The 20,627-nt window shown below is 74.7% G+C and carries 20 protein-coding genes; 12 read left to right on the top strand and 8 right to left on the bottom strand.

What is annotated here, in order from left to right:
• Positions 1-7 precede the first annotated feature (7 nt).
• A complete protein-coding gene (locus ASF47_RS01385) occupies positions 8-2,176 on the bottom strand; it encodes a PAS domain-containing sensor histidine kinase (RefSeq protein WP_056862234.1) in 2,169 nt (722 codons plus the stop codon).
• 230 nt (positions 2,177-2,406) lie between these two features.
• Complete coding sequence (locus ASF47_RS20910) at positions 2,407-2,790, bottom strand: helix-turn-helix domain-containing protein (RefSeq protein WP_056862233.1); 384 nt, start codon at positions 2,788-2,790, stop codon at positions 2,407-2,409.
• A 201-nt stretch (positions 2,791-2,991) separates the two neighbouring features.
• Between ASF47_RS20910 and ASF47_RS01375 the strand changes: the two genes are divergently transcribed.
• Positions 2,992-3,543 carry a phosphate-starvation-inducible PsiE family protein gene (locus ASF47_RS01375; protein ID WP_156697678.1) on the top strand — a complete coding sequence of 184 codons (552 nt, stop codon included), beginning with the start codon at positions 2,992-2,994 and terminating at the stop codon, positions 3,541-3,543.
• Positions 3,544-3,573: 30 nt separating this feature from the next.
• On the opposite strand, the gene ychF is transcribed toward ASF47_RS01375, so the two are convergent.
• Complete coding sequence (gene ychF, locus ASF47_RS01370) at positions 3,574-4,650, bottom strand: redox-regulated ATPase YchF (protein ID WP_056862232.1); 1,077 nt, start codon at positions 4,648-4,650, stop codon at positions 3,574-3,576.
• Between the two features lie 140 nt (positions 4,651-4,790).
• Positions 4,791-5,291: a pyridoxamine 5'-phosphate oxidase family protein gene (locus ASF47_RS01365; protein ID WP_056862231.1), complete on the bottom strand. Its 501-nt coding sequence runs from the start codon at positions 5,289-5,291 to the stop codon at positions 4,791-4,793.
• Between the two features lie 244 nt (positions 5,292-5,535).
• Between ASF47_RS01365 and ASF47_RS01360 the strand changes: the two genes are divergently transcribed.
• The 7 genes from ASF47_RS01360 to ASF47_RS01330 all read left to right on the top strand — a co-directional run bounded on the left by ASF47_RS01360 (position 5,536) and on the right by ASF47_RS01330 (position 13,887).
• Positions 5,536-7,281 carry a PHA/PHB synthase family protein gene (locus ASF47_RS01360; RefSeq protein ID WP_200918915.1) on the top strand — a complete coding sequence of 582 codons (1,746 nt, stop codon included), beginning with the start codon at positions 5,536-5,538 and terminating at the stop codon, positions 7,279-7,281.
• Positions 7,278-8,177 (top strand): poly(3-hydroxyalkanoate) depolymerase, encoded by a 900-nt coding sequence (phaZ, locus tag ASF47_RS01355; protein ID WP_200918914.1) that lies wholly within the window; start codon positions 7,278-7,280, stop codon positions 8,175-8,177. The genes ASF47_RS01360 and phaZ overlap by 4 nt, the downstream gene beginning before the upstream one ends.
• Entirely contained in the window at positions 8,174-9,487 is a 1,314-nt protein-coding gene (locus ASF47_RS01350) for an acyl-CoA dehydrogenase family protein (protein ID WP_082499887.1), read from the top strand. The genes phaZ and ASF47_RS01350 overlap by 4 nt, the downstream gene beginning before the upstream one ends.
• Positions 9,488-9,689: 202 nt before the next feature.
• The gene (locus tag ASF47_RS01345) at positions 9,690-10,904 is read left to right on the top strand and encodes a cysteine desulfurase-like protein (protein ID WP_056862230.1); all 1,215 of its coding nucleotides are present in this window, start codon (positions 9,690-9,692) and stop codon (positions 10,902-10,904) included.
• A 129-nt stretch (positions 10,905-11,033) separates the two neighbouring features.
• On the top strand, positions 11,034-11,804 hold the full coding sequence (locus ASF47_RS01340; RefSeq protein WP_056862229.1) for an exodeoxyribonuclease III: 771 nt from the start codon (positions 11,034-11,036) through the stop codon (positions 11,802-11,804).
• Positions 11,805-12,255: 451 nt separating this feature from the next.
• Positions 12,256-13,332 (top strand): DNA recombination protein RmuC, encoded by a 1,077-nt coding sequence (locus tag ASF47_RS01335; RefSeq protein ID WP_056862228.1) that lies wholly within the window; start codon positions 12,256-12,258, stop codon positions 13,330-13,332.
• Between the two features lie 45 nt (positions 13,333-13,377).
• Positions 13,378-13,887, top strand: a complete 510-nt coding sequence (locus ASF47_RS01330; protein WP_156697677.1) for a DUF6542 domain-containing protein — start codon at positions 13,378-13,380, stop codon at positions 13,885-13,887.
• On the opposite strand, the gene ASF47_RS01325 is transcribed toward ASF47_RS01330, so the two are convergent.
• Positions 13,847-14,467 carry an L-threonylcarbamoyladenylate synthase gene (locus ASF47_RS01325; protein WP_056862227.1) on the bottom strand — a complete coding sequence of 207 codons (621 nt, stop codon included), beginning with the start codon at positions 14,465-14,467 and terminating at the stop codon, positions 13,847-13,849. The genes ASF47_RS01330 and ASF47_RS01325 overlap by 41 nt on opposite strands.
• Positions 14,468-14,615: 148 nt before the next feature.
• Here ASF47_RS01325 and ASF47_RS01320 point away from each other — a divergent pair, with 148 nt between their 5' ends.
• Entirely contained in the window at positions 14,616-15,671 is a 1,056-nt protein-coding gene (locus tag ASF47_RS01320; protein ID WP_082499886.1) for a glycosyltransferase family 2 protein, read from the top strand.
• A gap of 26 nt (positions 15,672-15,697) precedes the next feature.
• Positions 15,698-16,177: a GtrA family protein gene (locus tag ASF47_RS01315; protein WP_056862226.1), complete on the top strand. Its 480-nt coding sequence runs from the start codon at positions 15,698-15,700 to the stop codon at positions 16,175-16,177.
• 1 nt (position 16,178) lies between these two features.
• On the opposite strand, the gene ASF47_RS01310 is transcribed toward ASF47_RS01315, so the two are convergent.
• Both ASF47_RS01310 and ASF47_RS01305 read right to left on the bottom strand, forming a co-directional pair.
• On the bottom strand, positions 16,179-17,195 hold the full coding sequence (locus tag ASF47_RS01310) for a phosphotransferase (RefSeq protein ID WP_056862225.1): 1,017 nt from the start codon (positions 17,193-17,195) through the stop codon (positions 16,179-16,181).
• A 41-nt stretch (positions 17,196-17,236) separates the two neighbouring features.
• A complete protein-coding gene (locus ASF47_RS01305; protein WP_056862224.1) occupies positions 17,237-18,241 on the bottom strand; it encodes a 4-hydroxy-3-methylbut-2-enyl diphosphate reductase in 1,005 nt (334 codons plus the stop codon).
• Between the two features lie 160 nt (positions 18,242-18,401).
• On the opposite strand from ASF47_RS01305, the gene xseA reads away from it, so the two are divergent.
• Both xseA and ASF47_RS01295 read left to right on the top strand, forming a co-directional pair.
• Positions 18,402-19,667, top strand: a complete 1,266-nt coding sequence (gene xseA / locus ASF47_RS01300) for an exodeoxyribonuclease VII large subunit (protein WP_056862223.1) — start codon at positions 18,402-18,404, stop codon at positions 19,665-19,667.
• Complete coding sequence (locus tag ASF47_RS01295; protein WP_056862222.1) at positions 19,660-19,878, top strand: exodeoxyribonuclease VII small subunit; 219 nt, start codon at positions 19,660-19,662, stop codon at positions 19,876-19,878. Before xseA ends, ASF47_RS01295 begins: the two co-directional genes overlap by 8 nt.
• Before the next feature lie 37 nt (positions 19,879-19,915).
• Here ASF47_RS01295 and ASF47_RS01290 read toward each other — a convergent pair whose 3' ends face one another.
• Positions 19,916-20,596 carry a DUF4245 family protein gene (locus tag ASF47_RS01290; RefSeq protein WP_056862221.1) on the bottom strand — a complete coding sequence of 227 codons (681 nt, stop codon included), beginning with the start codon at positions 20,594-20,596 and terminating at the stop codon, positions 19,916-19,918.
• Between the last annotated feature and the right edge of the window lie 31 nt (positions 20,597-20,627).

Below are 20,627 nucleotides of genomic sequence, written 5' to 3'. Positions count from 1 at the left end.
ACACGTGTCACGCGGGGAGGACCGCCAGGCCCTCCCCACCCCCGGCCGGCCCGGACGCCGGAGCCCCGAGCGGCACCGCCGACGACAGCACCGAGGGCATCACCAGGGGCAGCACCACGGTGACCGTGGTGCCGACGCCCGGCGCCGAGTCGACGCCGACCCGACCTCCGTGCAGCTCCACGATGGCCTGGACGATCGACAGCCCCAGACCCGTGCCCTGGATGGCGCGGAGGTTGGCCTCGGCCGAGCGGAAGAAGCGGGTGAAGAGGTGCGCCTGCTCCTCCTGCGCGATCCCGATGCCCGTGTCGCTGACGACCACCACGTGCTCGTCGGCCCCCGGCTCGACCGCCACGGTGACGGCGCCCCCGTCGGGGGTGAACTTCAGCGCGTTGCTCACCAGGTTGGTCACCGCCCGCTCCAGCTTGCCCGCGTCGCCGCCGAGCACGACCGGGCCGGGCGGCAGGTGGAGCGCCACGTCGAGCGAGCGCTCGGGCACGCAGTCCACGACCGCCGCCGCGGCGCGCGCCACGACGTCGCGCAGGTCGAGGGACTCGACCTGGAGCCGCACGGTCGCCTCCTCGACGCTGGAGAGCATCAGCAGGTCCTCCACGAGCGCCGACAGCCGGCGCGAGTTGCTGCTGATCCGGGTGAGCACGGCGCGCTGCGGCCCGGTGAGCTCGCCGACGTCGCCGTCCTCCAGCACCTCGGCGAAGCCCAGGATGCTGGTGATGGGGGTGCGCAGCTCGTGGCTGACGGTGGCGACCAGCTCGGTCTTGGTGCGCTCCAGGGAGCTGAGCCGCTCCACCGCCTCGCGCTCGGCCTCGAGGGTGGCCAGCAGCGAGCGGTGGGCGCGCTCGCGGTCGGTGACGTCCTCGGCCGTGGCGAGGTAGCCGGTCAGTCCGCCCACCGAGTCGGGCACCGCGGTCAGCGTCATCCGCAGGATGCGCTCCTCCTCGCCGCGCCGCACGCGCCAGTGGGCGTCGCGCACCCCCTGGGCCACCGAGGCCCGGCAGATGTCGGCGAAGACCGGCGCCGCGCCCACGGCGTCGGCGTGGCGGCGCAGCTCCGCCTCGGTGAAGAGGGCGTCGGGCCGGCAGCCCACGACCTCGTCGGCGCGGCGGCCGAAGACCGCGGCGGCGCCGGGGTTGAAGAGCGTGACAGTGCCGTCGGCCGCGGTCGCCACCACGGCGGTGCCGGTGGCGGCGTCGACCAGGCGGATCATCGTCTCCCGCTCCTGCTCGGCGCAGGCGGTCGCCACCCGCTGCTGGGTGACCATCACCGACAGCGGGAGCAGGATCAGCCCGCAGTCGAGCAGGAAGAGCTGGAGGACCCCCAGCGACACCTCCGGCGGCAGGTCGAGCAGCGCACCTGCCGCGGCGACCGGCCCGAGGCCTGCCGTGGTCAGGGTCGTGCTGACCACCGCCACCACCACGAGCACCACCATCGACTCGCGCAGGCTGCCGCGGAAGGCGTGCCAGGTGAACATCGGCATCACCGCGAAGATCAGCTGCGGCAGGTCGGTGGGCACGAAGACCGCCACCGTCGTGCCGACGGTGAGCGCGAGCTGCACCGCCCTCTCACCCGTCGAGGCCAGCGCCTGGAACTCCAGCTTGTCGAGGAAGAGCGGCACCAGCACGACCGCGGCCGCGGCGTGGGCGCCCGCCGCGGCCAGCGCCACGCGCCACGTGCTCTCGACCGGCCCCCCGGTGAGCAGCAGCGTCGCGACCCAGCCCGCCCCGGCGACGGCGGAGCCGACGGCGATGGCCCCGATCATGCGCGAGACGTCGCCCTGGTCGCGCAGCCGTGCGCGCCCGTCGGGGCGGCGGGCGACGAGCAGGGTCTCGGTGACCACGGCCCCGAGCACCGTCGAGACGGCGAGCCCGAGCGAGACCCGCCCGCCCGCGCCGTCGAGCAGGTGGGCGAGCACCAGGAGGCCGAGCAACGCACCGACGACGTGCGGCCTGCGTCGCGGCGGCGTCGTGAGGTAGAGCCCGGCGGCCAGCCCGGCCGGGGGCCAGACGGTCGGGGTCAGGCTCCCGGCCGCCACGGTCTGCATCCCCGCGAGGGCCCCGAGGAGCACCGCGAGGAGCAGCAGGACCCGGCGCGGCGTGCCGTGGGTGACCGGGCCGGCGGGTGCGAGGCGCGCCCGAGAGCGTCGCGCACTGGTCGTGGACATGGTGCCTCCGTGTGCTCGCCCTGCCGCGTCGCTCAGGGGGGTCGACGCACTCAGCGTCCGCGGTCACCGGTGGAGCCCGTACGGCGCCACCCCGCGGGGGCTCCCCCTCCGATCGGCCGGTCGGGCCGCGGGTCGATCAGCCGGGTGGCGGGCGCCGCGCACCCGCTGGCGCACGCCGCTGGCCCACCCCGCTGGCCCACCCCGCGGCGCGGGCGGCTCGTGGGCCCGGGCTAGGTCGTCGGCCCGGCTCCCGGCGTACAGCCCTGGCGCGGGCTGCGGACGATCCCCCGGACCCGCCGTGACCGGGCCCAGGCGAGCACGCTGTCGCGCCGCAGCGAGGGCCCCCGCCCGGTGCGCTGCTCGACGTGGCCCGCGGCCACCGCCTCCCACAGCGCGTGCTCGGTGCAGTCGGCCAGGTCGGCGGCCTCCCGCCACGACACCCACCCCCGCCGCTCGGCGGCGTCGGCGCGCACGTGGGCGGCGTCGAAGACCCACCGTCCGTCGCGCTGCTCGGCGGGGATCCTCCCCCGCCGCGCCAGCCACACCGCCTGGCTCCGCGTCAGGCCGAGCACCTCGGCCGCCTGCCTGCTGTCGATCCACTCCCGAGAAAGCACCCGAGAATGATTCCGCGCCACGGGCGCCGGACCGCACCGCAGCAGCGCCGGATCGCGGCAGGTCCTGCACCACCTGGCGCGCCCGGTCGAGGAGGACGCGGCGGGCTCCGCGCCCGCCGCGCGGGCACCGCGGGCCCGGCGCCGTCGGACCTCCGCGCGGCGCTGGCGACGCCGCCGCTGTCGGGCTGCCATCATCAGCCGATGAGCACACGATCCAAGGACGCTCCGTCGAGCGAGGAACGCCGCGCGGAGGTCATCGACCGCGCCATCGGCTGGCTGGAGGACCTCCTCTACGTCGTCATCGCCGTCGTCCTCGCCATCTGCGCCACGGCCCTGGTGGTCGACCTGGCCCGCGGGGTGCCCGACCTCTTCTCCACCGGTGGTCAGGCACCCGTGCTCGAGGTGCTCGACGCCGTCCTGCTGGTCTTCATCGTCGTGGAGCTGCTCTTCGCCGTGCGTGCGACGGTCGCCCGCCGCGAGCTGGTCGCGGAGCCCTTCCTGATCGTGGGCATCATCGCCTCGATCAAGGAGATCGTGGTCGTGTCGGTCAAGGCCGCCGACGCCACCGGCAAGGGCGACGTCTTCCGCGACGACGTGACCCTCATCGGCGTGCTCGGCGTGCTGACCCTGCTGCTCGCAGCCGCGGCCTACCTGCTGCGGCGCAAAGAGCGCGAGCCCGACGAGGGTCGCGAGGACGACGACGCCGTGGCCGACAGCACCGCCTCGCCCGACAGCGAGCAGCGCGCGTCCTGACCCGGGACGACGAGCGCCGGGTCACTCGGGTCAGACGTTGAAGCGGAACTCCACCACGTCGCCGTCGGCCATGACGTAGTCCTTGCCCTCCATGCGCACCTTGCCGGCCTCCTTGGCCTTCTGCATGGTGCCGAGCTCCATGAGGTCGTCGAAGGAGACGATCTCGGCCTTGATGAAGCCGCGCTGGAAGTCGGTGTGGATCACGCCGGCGGCCTCGGGGGCGGTGGCGCCCTTCGGGATCGTCCAGGCCCGGGTCTCCTTGGGGCCGGCGGTGAGGTAGGTCTGCAGGCCGAGGGTGTCGAAGCCGACGCGGGCGAGCACGTCGAGGCCGGGCTCCTCGACGCCCATCTCCTCGAGCATGGCGCGGGCCTCGTCGTCGTCGCCGAGCTCGACGAGCTCGGACTCGAACTTGGCGTCGAGGAAGATCGCCTCGCTGGGGGCGACCAGGGCGCGCATGCGGTCCTTGAGCTCCTCGTCGGCCAGCTCGTCGGCGTCGCAGTTGAAGACGTAGATGAAGGGCTTGGCGGTCAGCAGCGACAGCTCGCGCACGAGAGCGCGGTCGACCTTCGTGTCGATGACCGGGGTGCCGGCCTCGAGGTGGCCGAGGGCCTCCCTGGCGGCCTCCAGGTTGGCGGTGACGGCCTTGTTGCCACGCGCCTCCTTCTCCAGGCGCGGGATCGCCTTCTCCACCGTCTGCAGGTCGGCCAGGATCAGCTCGGTCTGGATGGTGGAGATGTCGTTGCCGGGGTTGACCTCACCGTCGACGTGGGTGACATCCTCGTCGCGGAAGACGCGGGTGACCTGGCAGATCGCGGCCGACTCGCGGATGTGGGAGAGGAACTTGTTGCCCAGGCCCTCGCCCTCCGAGGCGCCGCGCACGATGCCGGCGATGTCGACGAACTCCACGGTCGCCGGCAGCACCTTGGCCGAGGAGAACACCTCGGCCAGCCGGGCCAGGCGCCCGTCGGGCACCCCCACCACGCCGACGTTGGGCTCGATGGTGGCGAAGGGGTAGTTCGCCGCGAGGACGTCGTTCTTCGTCAGGGCGTTGAAGAGGGTCGACTTGCCCGCGTTGGGGAGACCGACGATGCCGATGGTGAGTGCCACGGGCGGAAACTCTACGGGCGGGCGCCGACCCGGCCGCAATCGCGCCCGGGCCGGGCCGCCGCGCCCCCGGCCGGGCCGGGGCGGACCCGGGGCCGGCCCGGCGCAGGCCCGGCGCGGGCCCGGCGCAGCTCAGAACCGGGTCAGCGCAGGTCGACCTGCTCGTTGTCGCCCTCGATGCGCGAGCCGGTGAGTTTGGCCTTGACCAGGTTGGTCAGCGAGATGATCGTGCTGCCGCCCGGCGCCGACCAGTACTCCGCGGAGTCGGGGGTGACCTCGACGAGCACGTTCTCGGGGTTCTCCGGGCCGCCCTCGAGCCAGGAGTCGGTGAAGCTGCTCCACAGCTCCTTCAGCTTGGTCTCGTCGTTGACGACCGAGGCGGTGCCGGCCACCGAGACCCAGGAGCCGTTGTTGGAGTAGGACACGTTGACCCGGGAGTCGGCCACGAGGGCCTGGACCTTGTCGGAGCCGCGCTCGGCGATGAAGGAGAGGGTGCCGTCGAAGTCGACGTCCTGGGTGGCCATCGGCTTGCTGAGCAGCTTGCCGCTGGGGTCGAGGTAGGTCAGCATCGCGACCTTCGAGTCCTTCAGCAGCTCGACGACGCGCTGCTCCTGCTCGCTCGTGCTCTGGTCGTGGGCGCTCATGGTGCCTCCTGGGGATCGTGGGGCGGGCAGGTCCTGCCCGCCCCTCGAACGTACGTCGCCCCCGCGGCCCGCACCCTCACCCCGACGGGCCCCGCCCGGCCGGCCCCGCCCGGCCGTGGACCCGCCCGCCGACCCGCCCGTCGACCGCCCATCCGACCGGGTGGTCCCGTCAGGTGTGGCACCAGTCACACTGGGCGCAGCAGGGCCGGCGTACGTCGGCCACGCCCAGCCGCTCGGAGGCACGATGACCGATCTCAGCGCACGACCCGCCCGCGAGGCCGACCAGAGGATGCGCGAGGCCGGCGCCGCCGACGCCCCGGGCCCCGGCGAGCTCGCGACGCCCCTCGACCTGCTGCTCGCCGACGCCACCCGCGGCCCGCTGCGGCGGCTGCTGCCGGGCATGTCGGGGGTGCGCTTCGGGGTCGGGCTGGCCCGTCACCCGCGTCGGGTGGTCGGCCGTGTCGCCGGCCTGGGCGCCGAGCTGGTCAAGGTGCAGGTGGGCCGCTCCGAGCTGGCCCCGCACCCCAAGGACCGCCGCTTCAGCGACGAGGCGTGGGAGAAGAACCCCTTCTTCCGCCGCACCCTGCAGAGCTACCTCGCCACGGGCGCGGCGCTGCGCGGCCTGGTCGCCGACGCGGGCCTCGACCACGGCGACGGCCAGCGCATGGGCTTCGTGGTCGACAACATCGTGGAGGCCTCGGCGCCCACCAACAACCCCGCGCTCAACCCGAAGGTGCTCAAGCGGGTCATCGACACCGGCGGCGGCAACCTCGTGGCCGGCGGGCGCCGCTTCGTGCGCGACTTCGCCACCGCGCCGCGGGTGCCGTCGATGGTGGAGGCCGACGCCTTCGAGGTGGGCGAGGACATCGCGGTGACGCCCGGCGAGGTGGTGCTGCGCACCGACGTCTTCGAGCTGATCCAGTACACCCCGCAGACCACCAAGGTGCGCTCGGTGCCGCTGCTGATCGTGCCGCCGACGATCAACAAGTACTACGTCATCGACCTCGCCCCCGACCGCAGCCTGGTCGAGCACCTCGTGCGCGCCGGCCAGCAGGTCTACTGCATCTCCTGGCGCAACCCCGACGCCCGCCACGCCGACTGGGGCCTCGACACCTACGGCCAGGCCATCGTCGAGGCGATGGGCGCCGCCCAGGACATCGCCCGCCAGGAGCAGGTCGCGATCCTCGGCATCTGCTCCGGTGGCATGCTCGCCTCGATGGTGATGGCCCACCTCGCCGCCACCGGCGACCTCGACCGGGTCGCGGCCTTCAGCCTCGCCGTCACCGTGCTCGACCAGTTCGAGGCCGGGCTGCCCAGCGCGCTGCTCTCGCACAAGGGCGCCGCCGCCTCCACCCGCGCCTCGCGGGAGAAGGGCTACCTCGACGGCGCCGCGCTGGCCGAGATCTTCGCCTGGCTGCGGCCCAACGACCTGATCTGGAACTACTGGGTCAACAACTACCTGATGGGCCACGCCCCCAAGGCCTTCGACATCCTCTACTGGAACGCCGACCCCGTGCGGATGACCGCCGCCATGCACCGCGACTTCATGGACCTCGCGATCCGCAACGCGCTGACCGAGCCCGACGGCTCCACTATGCTCGGCTCGCCGGTCGACCTGGCCAAGGTCGACACCGAAGCCTACGTCGTGGCCGGCATCGCCGACCACCTGTGCAAGTGGGAGTCGTGCTACCGCACCACCCAGCTCTTCGGCGGCGAGACCCGCTTCGTGCTCTCCACCAGCGGACACATCGCCGCCATGGTCAACCCGCCCGGCAACGAGAAGGCCAGCTTCCAGACCGCCGAGGACAACCCCGACACGGCCGAGGCCTGGCTGGCCGGGGCGCGCAAGGTGCGCGGCAGCTGGTGGGAGGACTACGCCGCCTGGCTGGCCGAGCGCACCGGCCCCGAGCGCAACCGGCCCCGCCGGCACGGCTCGGCCCGCTACGAGCCCGTGGGGGCCGCGCCCGGCGCCTACGTCCACGACCGGTGAGCCCCACGATGGCGACCCGGGGCCCCGGCGGGCCGGGCGGTCCCGGCGCCGACGACCGCGGCCCGGCCGCCCCCGACCGGATCCGCACCCTCGCCGTACGCCGCATCCCGGTGCGGGTCTCCGTGCGCCCGGGCACCGGGGCGCTGACCAGCGAGCCGCCGCTGCTGCTGTGCAACGGCATCGGCGCCAGCCTGGAGGCGCTCCAGCCGCTGGTGGACTCCCTCGACCCGCGGCGCGGGGTGGTGCGCTTCGACGTGCCCGGCGTCGGGGGGTCGCCGGCGCCGCCGGTGCCCTACACGATGGCCGGCATCGCCTCCTGGCTCACCGCGCTCATGGACCGCCTGGGCCACCGGCGCTTCGACGTGCTCGGCCTCTCCTGGGGCGGCGGGCTGGCCCAGCAGCTGGCCTTCCAGTCGCCGCGGCGCGTGCGCCACGTCGTGCTCGTGGCCACCGGCACCGGCTCGCTGATGGTGCCCGCCCACCCGCGGGTGCTCTCCCGGATGCTGACCCCCAAGCGCCACCGCGACGCCGACTACGCCGCCTCCATCGCCGGCGACATCTACGGCGGCACCATGCGCACCGACCCCGCCCGCGGCGCCGCGCTGCTGCACGAGGCCACCCGCAGCGGCCCCCGCCGCGGCTACTACCTCCAGCTGCTCGCCGGCACCGGCTGGTCGAGCCTGCCCGCGCTGCCCTTCCTGCGCCAGCGGGTGCTCGTGATGGCCGGCGACGACGACCCGATCATCCCGCTGGTCAACGCCCGCGTCATCGCCCGCCTCGTGCCGCGCTCGCAGCTGCACGTCTACCGTGGCGGCCACCTGGGGATCCTCACCGAGAGCGACGAGCTGGCCCCGCTGATCGACCACTTCCTCGACGACCAGGAGCCCGACCGATGAGCACCCCTCCCCCCACCGCCGACACCGCCGACGCCGCGACCGAGCAGCCGACCGAGCACGCCGCCGAGGCCGCGGCCCGCCCCGACGGCGACCTCAGCGGTGACCCGAGCACCACCGGCCTGGAGGGCGTGGAGCTCACCGACTCCCCCTTCTCGGACTTCCTCGGCTTCGAGCTGCTGCTCGAGGACGACGACCGCGAGCTGCTCGGCCGGGTGCGCGCCTTCATGAACCGCGAGGTCGAGCCGGTCATCAACGAGCACTGGACGCGCGGGGAGTTCCCCCACGAGCTGGTGCGCGGCATCGCCGACCTCGGCATCGCCGGCCTGGCCTACGACGCCCCGGGCTGCCCTGCCCGCGGCGCACTGGTCGACGGCCTCGTGGCCATGGAGCTGAGTCGCGTCGACCCCTCTATCGGCACCTTCATGGGCGTGCACGGCGGGCTGGCCATGGGCTCGATCGCGCTGTGCGGCTCCCCCGAGCAGCAGCAGCGGTGGCTGCCGGCGATGGCGCGCCTGGAGCTCATCGGCGCCTTCGGCCTCACCGAGCCCGAGACCGGCTCGGCCATCTCCCAGGGGCTGTCCACCACGGCGCGCCGCGACGGCGACGCCTGGGTGCTCAACGGCGAGAAGAAGTGGATCGGCAACGCCTCCTTCGCCGACCTCGTGGTCGTCTGGGCCCGCGACGAGGACGACGGCCAGGTCAAGGGCTTCGTGGTCGAGAAGGACACCGAGGGCATGACCTTCGACGTGCAGCGCGACAAGATCGCCCTGCGCGTGGTGCAGAACGCCGAGATCCACCTGCGCGACGTGCGGGTGCCGGAGGAGAACCGGCTGCAGGAGGCCCACTCCTTCCACGACACCTCGCAGGTGCTGCGGGTGACCCGCATGGGCGTGGCCTGGCAGGCCGCCGGCTGCGCGCGCGGCGCCTACGAGCACGCGCTGCGCTACACCAAGGCCCGCGAGCAGTTCGGGCGCCCGATCGCGTCCTTCCAGATGGTGCAGGACCTGCTGGTCAAGATGCTCTCCAACGTCACCGCCTCCACCGCGATGAACGTGCGCGCCTCGCAGCTGCAGGTCGCCGGTCTGCTGCGCGACGAGCACGCCTCGCTGTGCAAGGTCCACAGCACCGTGCGGATGCGCGAGACCGTCGGCTGGGCCCGCGAGGTGCTCGGCGGCAACGGGATCCTGCTCGAGCACCACGTGGGCCGCTTCGTCGCCGACGCCGAGGCCATCTACTCCTACGAGGGCACCCGCGAGATCAACACCCTCATCGTCGGGCGCGCCATCACCGGCGAGAGCGCCTTCGTCTGAACACCGTGCCGCGCAGGCGGTTCGAGCGGAGGCGTCGCGCGAGCGGGTCGAGCCCGGGCGGGTCGCGCAGCCAGGTCGCGCACCCGGGTCGCGCAGACGGGTCGCGCACCCGAGTCGCGCAGCCGGGTCGCGCAGGCGTGTCCCGCGGGCGCATCGGGGCCGTCCGGCCGATCGCGCGCAGGTGGTGCGTAGGTTCGGCCCCATGAGCCACGCACCCGTCCTGCGACCGATCCGCGACGACTTCCCGGCGCTGTCGCTGGGGGTGGCCCACTTCGACGGGCCGGGCGGCTCGCAGGTGCCACGCGCGGTGGCCGACGCCGTCGCGGGCGCGATGACCGCGGGCCTGGGACAGCGTGGGAGCGGCACCGCCACGGAGCGTCGTACGCAGGCGGTGGTGGCCGACGCCCGGGCCGCCGCCGGCGACCTGCTCGGCGCCGACCCGGCCGGCGTCGTCTTCGGCCGCTCGATGACCCAGCTGACCTTCGACCTGGCCCGCACGCTCGCCCGCGGGTGGGCGCCCGGCGACGAGGTGGTGGTCAGCCGCCTCGACCACGACGCCAACGTCAGGCCCTGGGTGGTCGCCGCCGAGCGCGCCGGCGCCACCGTGCGCTGGCTCGACCTCGACCCCGTCACCGGCGAGCTCGACGACCCCGCCACCGCGATCGGCCCCCGCACCCGGCTGGTCGCGGTCACCGCGGCGTCCAACCTGATCGGCACCCGCCCCGACGTCGCCGCCGTCACCCGCGCCGCCCGCGAGGTCGGGGCGCTGTCGTACGTCGACGCCGTCCACCTGGTGCCCCACGCGGCCGTCGACGCGACCGCCCTGGGCGCCGACGTCGTCGTCTGCTCGCCCTACAAGCTCTTCGGTCCGCACCTCGGCGTGCTCGCCGCGCCGCCCGCGCTGCTGGAGCGGCTGCACCCCGACAAGCTGCTCCCCTCGACCGACGCCGTGCCGGAGCGCTTCGAGCTCGGCACGCTGCCCTACGAGCTGCTGGCCGGCGTCACCGCCGCCGTCGACTACGTCGCCGGTCTCGCCGAGGCCTCCTCGGTGCCCGCCGAGCTGACCCGGCGCGAGCGGGTCGTGGCCTCGATGGGCGCCGTCGAGCGCCACGAGGAGACGCTGCTGGCCCGGCTGCTCGACGGCCTCGCCGCGCTGCCCGGCGTCACGCTCGTCGGCTCCCCGGCCCACCGCACGCCCACCGTGCTCTTCTCCGTCGCCGGCCACCCCGGCCCCCAGGTGCACGCCCACCTCGGGGCGCTCGGCGTCAACGCCCCCGCCGGCAACTTCTACGCCCTCGAGACCTCCCGGCGCCTCGGGCTCGGCGACGACGGGGCTGTGCGCGCCGGGCTCGCGGCCTACAGCAGCGACGACGACGTCGACCGGCTGCTGGCCGGGGTCTCCGCGCTGGTGCGCTGACCGACTGGGGCGCCGACCGGCCGGAGCGCCGACGCGTCGGCGTACCCGACCCGGGCCCGCCGGACCAGGGCCCACCCGGGCGCCCACCCGGGCACCCACGGCGTCGGTGGCGGCGCCTAGGTTGTCGGGGTGCGCCTCGCGACCTGGAACGTCAACTCCCTCCGCTCCCGCATCGAGCGCGTCGAGGCCTTCGTGCAGCGCCACGACGTCGACGTGCTGGCCCTGCAGGAGACCAAGGCCCGCGAGGAGCAGCTGCCGCTCATGGGGCTGCAGTCGCTGGGCTACGAGGTGGCCTCGGTCGGCTACAGCCAGTGGAACGGCGTGGCCCTGCTCAGCCGCGTCGGTCTCGAGGACGTGCAGGTCGGCTTCGAGGGCATGCCGGGCTACGGCGACCCCGTGGCGCCCGAGGCCCGCGCGATCGGCGCCGTCTGCGGCGGGGTGCGGGTGTGGTCGCTCTACGTGCCCAACGGCCGCAAGCCCGACGACCCGCACTACGTCTACAAGCTCGACTGGCTGGCGCGGCTGCGCGAGGCCTCCCGCTCCTGGCTGGGCGAGGACACCGCGCTGGTCGGCGACTGGAACATCGCGCCGCTCGACTCCGACGTCTTCGACATCGAGCAGTTCCGCCGCTCCACCCACGTCACCCCGCCCGAGCGCGCGGCCTTCCAGGGCTTCCTCGACGACGGCTACGCCGAGGTCACCCGTGAGCACGCCCCCGGCTACACCTACTGGGACTACTACCGCCAGCGCTTCGAGCGCGACCGCGGCCTGAAGATCGACTTCGTCCTCGGCTCCCCCGGCCTGGCCGCCCGCACCACCGGCGCCTTCATCGACCGCGACGAGCGGGCCGGCACCGGCGCCTCCGACCACGCCCCCGTCGTCGTCGACCTCGCCGACTAAGCCCCACCCGCCCCGGCCGGCCCCGCCCGCGAGCCGCCCCTTGAGCCCCTCCTGTCACACCGGTCGGCCCGGACCCTCACCTGTCGGCCCGTGCGTCGGCCGACCGGTGCGGGTTTCACCAGCCGGCTGGTGAAACCCGCGACCGCCCCCGCCGCGTGACGCGCCGCGGTGGTCGCCGTACCGGAGGCTCCAGCCGGAAGTGGCGGCAGACGACGCCCCGGGCCTGGCCGATCTGTCGTACGCCGCCACGTCCCGCACCCCACCGCGCCCCGGGGGGACGCCGAGCGCCGAGCCCCACCCGTCCCCTCAGCCCCACCGGTCGGCCCGGACCCGCACCTGTCGGCCCACGCGTCGGCCGACCGGTGCGGGTTTCGCCAGCCGGCCGGTGAAACCCGCGACCGCCCCCGCCCGCCCCCACCCCACTGTCGGTGGCGTGCCGCATGCTGCGGGCATGGAGATCACGACGGTGCTGGGGGTGCTCGGGGCGGGGCTGATGCTGGGGCTGGGCCTCGGGATGGCCCTGGGGGTGCTGTGGGCCCGGTCGCGGCCCGAGCACGTGGGCGCGCTGGGCCAGGGGCTGGTGGAGCAGGCCGAGGTGATGCAGGGGCTCGACCGGCTCAGCGACCAGCTGGTCGACCTGGAGCACCAGCGCTCGACGTGGCAGGGCCAGCTGCGCGAGCAGGTGGCCGACGTGCGCCACTCCACCGACGTGCTGCGCCGCGAGACCCAGTCGCTGTCCACGGCGCTGCGCAAGCCGCAGGTGCGCGGGCGCTGGGGCGAGCTGCACCTGCGCCGCGCCGTCGAGCTCGCCGGCCTGGTCGACCGGTGCGACTTCAGCGAGCAGCACCGCCTCGACGACGGCGCCCGGCGCCCCGACCTGGTGGTGCACCTGGTGGGCGAGCGCCACGTCGTCATCGACGCGAAGGTCCCGCTCGACGCCTACCTCGACGCCACCTCCACCGACGACGAGACCGAGCACGCCGCCCACCTCCAGCGCCACGCCCGCCAGCTGCGGGCCCACGTGGCGCTGCTGTCGTCGAAGGCCTACTGGCGCTCGCTGCCCGAGACCCCGGAGTTCGTGGTGCTCTTCGTGCCGGCCGAGTCGTTCCTGGCCGCCGCGCTCGAGGCCGACCCCGGGCTCATCGAGCATGCCGCCGAGCGGCAGGTCGTGCTGGCCACCCCGACCACCCTCATCGCGCTGCTGCGCACCGTGGCCCACGGCTGGAGCCACGAGGTGCTCGCCGAGCGGGCCGCCGAGATCCACCGCCTCGGGCGCGACCTGCACTCCCGGGTCGCCACGCTGGGCGGCCACCTCGACCACGTCGGCCGCTCCCTCAACGCCGCGGTCGGCCACTACAACTCCGCGGTCGGCTCGCTGGAGTCGCGCGTGCTCGTCACCACCCGCCGCTTCGCCGACCTGGGCGTCACCGACGACCCGCTGCCGACGCCGCGCACCGTGGAGCTGCGCGCCGTCGACCGGCGCGCCGCCCCCGAGGAGCCCGACGAGCGCCCTAGCGTGGCGTGGTGACCGGTCGCTCCCGGCCCGTCACCGAGGCAGTGAGGTGATCAGGCGATGACGTCGCACACCCTGTGGGAGGAAGGTCGCGCTCCCGCGCACGAGATGGTCGCGCTCGGCGTGGCCGTGCTGCTCACCGCCTCCGCCGTCGAGCTGCTGGTCGGCGCGGCCGTGATCGGCTGGCTCTTCGACCTCGCCTTCGTCGCGCTCGCCCTCGCGCTGGCCCTGCTGGTGCGTCCCCGCGACTTCTTCACCGTCGGCGTCCTGCCGCCTCTGCTCATGGTCGGCGTCTTCGCGATGCTCGGCGCGACCCGTCCCGGCGCGCTGGCCGACCCCGGCGACGGCGTGGTGCAGGTCGTCGTCACCGGGCTGGCCGACCACAGCCTCGCCCTCGTCGTGGGCTACGCCCTGTGCCTGCTGGCCCTCGCCGCGCGCAACCAGGTACGCCGCACCGGCGCACCCCTCCCCGGCTGGGCCACCGCGTGGCTGGAGCAGCGCGCGGGCGGCCCGGGCGGCCGCGGTGACCTCAGGCGAAGCGGTCCGGGTCCCCGGCACCCCGCCGGATGACCTCGGGAGCCCCCTCGGACCAGTCCACCACCGTGGTCGACTCCGCCGGGGTCTCCCCCGCCTCGATGACCAGGTCGACCTGGTGGTCGAGCTCCTCCTTGACGTCCCAGCCGCTCGTGCGGGGCTCGGACTCCCCGGGCAGGATCAGCGAGCTGCTCAGCAGCGGCTCCCCGAGCTCGGCGAGCAGCGCCTGCACCAGCACGTGGTCGGGGATGCGCACGCCGACGGTCTTCTTCTTGGGGTGCAGCAGCCGTCGCGGCACCTCGGGGGTGCCCGGCAGGATGAAGGTGTAGGGCCCCGGCGTCGCCGCGCGGATGGCGCGGAAGGCCGAGTTGTCGACGTGCACCATCTGGCCCAGCTGGGAGAAGTCGCGGCACACCAGCGTGAAGTGGTGCCGCTCGTCGAGGCCGCGGATCCGCAGGATCCGGTCGCGCCCCTCGCGGTTGCCCAGCTGGGCGCCGAGGGCGTAGCCGGAGTCGGTCGGGTAGGCGATCAGCGCGTCGTCGCGCAGCGCCTCCACCACCTGGGCCAGGAGCCGGGGCTGGGGGTTGTCCGGGTGCATGTCCACGTACCTCGCCACCGCTCGAGACTACGCCGCCCCGGCCCACAGCATCCGCGCGCCACTCACGGCGGGTCCGGGGGCGGCTCACAGCCCACGCAGAGGTGACCCGGGCTGACTGGGACCAGACCACCCCCCAGCCCCGACCCGCCTGCGAAGGGACCCGGCCATGCCCGCCCGCACCAGCCCCCGCGCCCTGCCCGTCCGCACCCCCGACACCCCGCGTCCGAAGGTGACCTACGTGCTGCCGGTCTACGACGAGGCCGAGAACGTCGCGCCCTTCCACGCCGCTCTCACCGAGGCGACCGCCGTCCGCGACGACCTCGACTGGGAGTTCCTCTACGTCAACGACGGCAGCCGCGACGAGTCGCTGGCCCGGCTGCTCGAGCTGCGCCGCCACGACCCGCGCGTCGGCGTGCTCGACCTCGCCCGCAACTGCGGGCACCAGATCGCGGTCACCGCGGGCCTCGACGCCGCTGGCGACGCCGACGCGGTCATCGTCATGGACACCGACCTCCAGGACCCGCCCCGGGTCAGCCTGGAGATGGTCGGGCTGTGGGAGGACGGGGCCGACGTCGTCTACGCCCAGCGCCGCTCGCGGCGCGACACCCTCTTCAAGCGCACCACGGCCTGGGCGTTCTACCGCGTGCTCGACCGGCTGGCCTCGGTCGACATCCCCCGCGACGTCGGCGACTTCCGGCTCATGGACCGCCGCGTCGTGGCCGAGGTGGCCCGCTACCGCGAGCAGGACCGCTTCCTGCGCGGCATCGTCGCCCACGTCGGCTTCCGCCAGGAGGCGCTGCTCTTCGACCGCGACGAGCGCCACGCCGGCACCAGCGGCTACCCGCTGGGGCGCATGCTGGCCTTCGCCGCCAACGGCATCCTCGGCTTCTCCACCGCCCCGCTGCGCATGATCACGCGGCTCGGCTTCGCGCTCTCGGCGCTCAGCGTCGTCATGGCGGCCTACGTCGCCTCGGTGCGGCTGCTGCGCCCCGAGGACTCGGTGCCCGGCTGGGCCTTCCTCGGGGTGGGGATGTTCCTGCTCGCCGGGCTGCAGCTGGTGATGATGGGCGTCATCGGCAGCTACGTCGGGCGCACCTACACCCAGGTGCAGGGTCGTCCGCTCTACTCGTTGGCCCTCACCGCCCGCGGCGAGCACTCCGGCGTACGCTCGCTGCCGCAGACCCAGCCCGACCTCCGTACCCAGCACGGGAGCGTGTCCTGACCTCCTCTCACCCGGCCCCGCAGCCCGTGCCACCGCGCGATCCCGCGAGCGGGCCCCCGAGCGCCACCCCGAGCGCCACCCCGAGCGCGCCGTCGCGACGCGAGCGTCTGCGCACGCTGCACGAGAGCACGCTGGTGCGCTTCGTGGCGGTCGGCGCGGTCAACACCGGCATCGACGTCGGACTCTTCTGGCTGCTCCACGACACCCTGGGCATCGTGCTGGCCAACGTGGTCTCGACCGCCGCGGGCATGACCTTCAGCTTCGTGGTCAACGGCCTGCTGACCTTCCGCGCCGAGCGGCTGCGGCTCGGCGACGCCGTGCGCTTCGTGGCGAGCACCGGCACCGTGCTCTTCCTCGTGCAGCCGCTGGTCATCTACGCCCTGCTCGCGGTGCTCGGCGACGACGCGGTGCTGCTGGCCAAGCTCGGCGCGATCTGCGTCGTCATCGTGCTCAACTTCTGCGCCTACCGCTTCGTCGTCTGGCCCCGCCGCCGCACCCACGCCTGACTCAGCCGGGCCCCACGACCGGCCCCACGACCGGCCCCACGACGACCACCACGTCGACCACCGCGTCCAGCACCGCGGCGGCCATCGCCCGGCGAGCGGCGCAGCGGGCGGGCATCGTGCGCCCGTAGTAGGGGATGGTGATGAGCGCCAGCAGCAGCGCCCAGCCCTGGCCGACCCGCCACGTCGCCTCGTCGACGTCGAGCAGCTCGCGCAGCAGGGCGCGACCGGGGGCGTCGAGCACCTCCCACGCCACGACCAGGTCGACGGCCCGCCGGCCGACCCCGAGCCCGCCGAGGTCGAGCACGGCGGCGAGTCGGCCCCCGCGCACGAGCAGGTTCTCGGCCAGCAGGTCACCGTGCAGCCAGCCCTCCGCGACCGGCCCGGCGGCCTCGAGCGCCGCCTCCGCCACCAGCGCGCTCTCCCAGACGAGGAGCACGCGGTCGAGGTCGAGGCCGAGGTCGGACCACCCGGGCAGGGCGGCGCACACGGCCGCCGTCTCGCGCAGGTCGTCGTCGAGGTCGCCCAGCCGGCCGCCGCGGTAGCCCCGCAGCGCCGGGTCGGCCACGGCCTGCGCCGGCACCTGGGCGTCCCGCAGCCCCCGCAGGACCGCGGCCAGGTCGCGCGCCAGCGGCCCCGACGACCCGGCGTACGCCGCGAGCGCCGGCACCGCCGGCGGGGTGCCCTCGATCCACCGCGTCACCGACCAGGCCTCGGGATAGCCCTCCCCGGGGCACCCGCTCGCCACCACATCGGGCACGACGACCCCGGGCGGCAGCGCGGCCGCGACCAGCGGTCCCCAGCGCCGCTCGGTCTCCAGCGCGCGCGACCCGCCGGGCTGGCGGGGCAGGCGCACCAGCAGGTCGTCACCGAGGCGGAACAGCCGGTTGGAGGAGCCCGACGCCTGCCCGCCGCCGCCGAGCGCCCGCAGCGGCAGGTCGGCGAGGTGCGGGTGCTGGCTCGCGAGCAGCCGGCGCACCAGGGGCTCGTCGACCGCGAGCTCGTCGTCGTGCAGCCTCACCCGAGCACCCTCCCGCGCCGTCCGGGGTCCCGTCCGAGGGGCTACAGCGCGCGGGCCGCGGCCTTCATGTCGCGGCGCAGCTCCTTGGGCAGGGAGAAGATGAGCGACTCCTCAGCGCTGTGGACGGCCTTGGCGTCGGGGTAGCCGCGCTCGGCGAGGTAGGCGAGGACTCCCTGCACGAGGCTCTCGGGCACGCTCGCGCCGGAGGTGACGCTGACGGTGCGCACGCCGTCGAGCCAGGCCTCGTCGATCTCGGAGGCGTCGTCGACGCGGTAGGAGGCCTTGGCGCCGGCCTCGAGGGCCACCTCGACCAGGCGCACGGAGTTGGAGGAGTTGCCGGAGCCGACCACGATCAGCAGGTCGCAGCCGTGGGCGATCTCCTTGACCGCGAGCTGACGGTTCTGGGTGGCGTAGCAGATGTCGTCGCTCGGCGGGTCGAGCAGCTCGGGGAAGCGCTCGCGGATCGCGGCGACCGTCTCGAGGGTCTCGTCGACCGAGAGCGTGGTCTGGGAGAGCCAGGCCACGCGGGAGGGGTCGCGCACGACGATGCCGGCGACGTCGGCGGGGCTCTCGACGAGCTGGATGTGCTCGGGGGCCTCGCCCGCGGTGCCCTCGACCTCCTCGTGGCCGGCGTGGCCGATGAGGAGGATGTCGTAGTCGTCGGCGGCGAAGCGCTTGGCCTCGTGGTGGACCTTGGTGACCAGCGGGCAGGTGGCGTCGATGGTCTTGAGGGTGCGCTCCTCGGCCTGGCGGTGCACCTCGGGCGAGACGCCGTGGGCGGAGAAGACGACCGTGGCGCCCTCGGGCACCTCGACCAGCTCCTCGACGAAGATCGCGCCCCGCGCCTCGAGGTCGGCCACGACGTGCTTGTTGTGCACGATCTGCTTGCGCACGTAGACCGGGGCGCCGTAGAGGTCGAGCGCCTGCTCCACGGTGACGACCGCCCGGTCCACGCCCGCGCAGTAGCCCCGCGGTGCCGCCAGCAGGACGGCCTTCTCGGCCTCGTCGGGCGACAGGATCGGGGGCATCCCCATGTCGGTGCTCATGGCCCCATCCTAGGCGGGCCGCGGGGAGCCTCCCGGCGGGCCGCCGGGAGGGGTCGGCGCCGTACCCCGGGCCGTGTCCCGTGCTGTCCCCCGTGCTGACCGTCGTGCTGTGCCCCGTGCTGTCCGTCGTGGTGTCCCCACCGTCGCCTAGGGTCCTCGCATGGCCATGGAGACCTCCGCGCAGTCGCCGGCCCCGGTGCGCCAGGTCGCCAACGCCATCGCCGGCTGGATCGACCGGCTGGGCGCGATCTGGGTCGAGGGCCAGATCGCCCAGGTCAACCGTCGCCCCGGCGTCCAGACCGTCTTCATGACCCTGCGCGACGCCGTGGCCGACCTGTCGGTGACCGTGACCTGCTCGCGCACCCTCTTCGACGGGCTCAACCCTCCCCTGGTCGAGGGCGCGAGTGTCGTCGTGCACGCCAAGCCGTCCTACTACGCCAACCGCGGCACGATCTCGCTCTACGCCCGCGAGATCCGCATGGTCGGCCTGGGCGAGCTGCTGGCGCGCCTCGAGCGGCGCCGCCAGCTGCTGGCCGCCGAGGGCCTCTTCGCCGCCGAGCTCAAGCGCCCCGCGCCCTTCCTGCCCACCCGCGTGGGCCTCGTCACGGCGCCCGGCTCGGCCGCCGAGCGAGACGTGGTCGACAACGCGCGTCGCCGCTGGCCGGCGGTGGAGTTCGAGACGGCCTACGCCGCGATGCAGGGTCCCCGGTGCGCCAGCGAGGTGATCGAGGCGCTGGGCCGCCTCGAGCGCCACGCCGACGTCGACGTGGTCGTCGTCGCGCGTGGCGGCGGCGCGGTCGAGGACCTGCTGCCCTTCTCCGACGAGGCCCTGCTGCGCGCGGTGCACGCGATGCGCACCCCCGTGGTCTCCGCGATCGGCCACGAGCCCGACTCCCCGCTGCTCGACCTGGTCGCCGACGTGCGCGCCTCCACGCCCACCGACGCCGCCAAGCTGATCGTGCCCGACGTGGCCGAGGAGGCCCGCGGCGTGGCCTGGGCCCGCGACCGGGTGCGCTCCACCCTCGACGCCTGGCTGCGCCGGGAGGCCGAGGGGCTCGCCGCGCTGCGCTCGCGCCCGGCGCTGGCCGACCCCCGCACCCTGCTCGACGCCCGCTCCGCCGAGCTCGACGCCCTGCTCGAGCGGGCCCGCCGCACGCTGGGCCACCGCCTCGACCGTGCCGCCGACGACGTGGGCCACCAGCGCGCCCGCGCCCGCGCCCTCTCCCCGCTGGAGACCCTGCGCCGCGGCTACGCCGTCCTGCAGGACGCCGAGGGTCGCGTCGTCACCTCCGTCGACGACCTGGCCGCCGGAGGCGCCGGGTCCACCGGGGCCGCGGGCGTCGAGGTCTCCGTGCGCGTCGCCGACGGCCGCATCCACGCCACCACCACCCGCACCACCCGCCTCGAGGAGCCCACCGATGCCTGAGCAGCCGCAGACCCCGTCCTACGAGGCCGCCCGCGAGGAGCTCGTGGAGGTCGTGCGCCGCCTCGAGGCGGGCGGCACGACCCTGGAGGAGTCGCTCGCCCTGTGGGAGCGCGGCGAGCACCTGGCCCGGGTCTGCCAGGACTGGCTCGACGGCGCGCGCCAGCGACTCGACGCCGTGGTGGCCGCCGACCGCGAGGGCTCCGAGGACTGAGGCGCGACCCCGGGGGCCGATGCCCCGGCAGACCGCGTCAGGCGCCCGAGCCGCGCTCGGGCAGGGTCTCCACGGTGAGCTCGCCCAGCAGCTCCTGCAGCTCCTCGGGCGTCGCCGAGCCGTAGACGACCACGGTGCGCTCGTCGTCGCCGCTGCCGGTGGTCGCGACGTAGGCCGTGTCGCCGCCCTCGTCGGTGAAGGTCTGCCAGCTCGTGGCGACGTCGGAGTCGGGGGTGGCCAGCGCCTCGCCCTCGACCGCCTCGGGGTCGACGAGCTCCTCGACGAGGTCGTCGACGTCCTCGGCCTCCTCGTGCAGACCGGCGAAGCTCTCCTCGGGGGTCAGCAGCGCGAGCTCGAAGACCGGCTGCTCGCCGGGGGTGTAGGTGACGTCGTTGACCATCCAGCCCTCGGGCACCGCGGCGGGGTAGACGATCTCGCTGCCGGCGCCCTGCACCGGGCGCACGACCTCGCTGAGGTAGTCGACGCTGGTCGGCTCGAACTCCGGGGTGTCGCGGAAGGCGCCGCGGAAGAGCACGATGCCGATCACCGCCGCGACCAGCACGATCATCGAGCCGATGAGACCGCCGGTGGTGCGCTGGTAGCGACCCGGCTTGCCCTGGGGCTGACCGGCGCCCTGGCCGGCGCCCTGGCCGGGGTCCTGGCCGGTGGCCTGCCCCTCGGGCGCGGGCTGCGACGGGGTGCCGGGGGTCTCGCTCACGTGTCCATGCTGGCAGACCACCGGTACGACG

The sequence above is a fragment of the Nocardioides sp. Leaf285 genome (assembly GCF_001422955.1).
Classification (GTDB): domain Bacteria; phylum Actinomycetota; class Actinomycetes; order Propionibacteriales; family Nocardioidaceae; genus Nocardioides; species Nocardioides kribbensis.
This window is presented reverse-complemented; position numbering and strand designations above follow the sequence as displayed.